Below are 1,252 nucleotides of genomic sequence, written 5' to 3'. Positions count from 1 at the left end.
ATTCATTTTAAAGGAGGAAGTTAAAGATGGAAACGAAGTATAGTAAACCTTTTGTATATGAATTTATTACGGAGAAAGAGGTCATGAATGCGGCGAATGATCTAGTGAAGAAAGGGATAGACCAAAAAGATATTTACGTATTAACACATGAGAAAGAGAGGACAGATAGAATCGCAGACAATGCAGACGTGAATACAATTGGGATAAAAGAGGAGGGACTTGGGACAAGCATTATTAACGTCTTTCAAAACACAGGAGATCAGTTAAGAAATAAGATGCAAGAGTTAGGGCTTAATGAGGAAGAGGCGAACTTCTACGAAGAAAAGCTGGATGAAGGAAAAATCTTGTTATTCGTTAAGGATTTAGAAAGAGTCGGTGAATGGTTACAAGAAAGAAGATGCATGTATTCTATTTAAATTTGTATCCTGTAAATCTATAAATCTATTACGAAAAGGAGATTGTAAATATGAGTGAGAACGGACTAAAAGAACAAGTTAAAGGTAAAGTTGAAAAGAAAAAAGGACAAGTAAAAGAAGGAATTGGTGAAGTTACAGAAGATAGAGAGTTGGAAAATGAAGGGAAGTGGGAAAAAACGAAGGGAACGATAAAAGAAAAAGTCGGAAAAGTGAAACAAAAGATAAGTGATGAATTAGATAATAAAGAATAATATATGTTCATCAAGCTTTGGTTACATACTAAAGCTTGATGAATCCAATATAAAACGAATATAGGAGGTTTAATTGTGGGACTTATTATTACGTGTATTGTAGGTGGACTTATTGGTGCGTTAGCTGGAATGATTACAGGAAAAGACTTTCCGTTAGGTATAGTTGGTAACGTGATTGCCGGATTAATCGGATCTTGGGTAGGTAGTGCGTTATTTGGTCATTGGGGTCCTGAATGGGGAGGCATCTTTATTCTTCCAGCGTTATTAGGTGCAATCGTCTTTATTTTAATCGTTACATTCTTCTCTAGAATGCTGCGGAAAGCGTAAGTATGATAATAAATAGTAATCTTAAGTTTATTATATATAGTTATAAAGTTAATGAACTGATAAATATACATAAAAAAGCATCCGATTAAAATAATTGGATGTTTTTTTATGTAATCTGCATAGGAATAAGCGGGGGATGAAGGCCCCCGCTTATTAAAATTACACTTTCTATCATGCCTTTCGAGAGGACTCCCACTTCTAAACGTAAGTGAAGGTGGTGAAAAGAAATAACCAATCGTTTTGTCATATCCCACATAG

At 34.5% G+C, this 1,252-nt stretch carries 3 protein-coding genes; all 3 read left to right on the top strand.

Annotation, left to right across the window (positions count from 1 at the left end; translation table 11 throughout):
* The first annotated feature begins 26 nt into the window (after nucleotides 1-26).
* The 3 genes from ACQGS6_RS28820 (at nucleotide 27) to ACQGS6_RS28810 (ending at nucleotide 994) form a co-directional block, all read left to right on the top strand.
* Nucleotides 27-416 (top strand): general stress protein, encoded by a 390-nt coding sequence (locus tag ACQGS6_RS28820; RefSeq protein ID WP_000448812.1) that lies wholly within the window; start codon nucleotides 27-29, stop codon nucleotides 414-416.
* Between the two features lie 50 nt (nucleotides 417-466).
* Nucleotides 467-667, top strand: a complete 201-nt coding sequence (locus tag ACQGS6_RS28815) for a CsbD family protein (RefSeq protein WP_426966056.1) — start codon at nucleotides 467-469, stop codon at nucleotides 665-667.
* A gap of 75 nt (nucleotides 668-742) precedes the next feature.
* Entirely contained in the window at nucleotides 743-994 is a 252-nt protein-coding gene (locus tag ACQGS6_RS28810) for a GlsB/YeaQ/YmgE family stress response membrane protein (protein ID WP_000522902.1), read from the top strand.
* Nucleotides 995-1,252: the final 258 nt, after the last annotated feature.

It is taken from the genome of Bacillus sp. GMs2/2 (assembly GCF_050172095.1).
GTDB lineage: Bacteria > Bacillota > Bacilli > Bacillales > Bacillaceae_G > Bacillus_A > Bacillus_A cereus.
The sequence above is the reverse complement of the archived record's forward strand: the minus strand, read 5'-3'. Positions and strand labels throughout refer to the sequence as shown.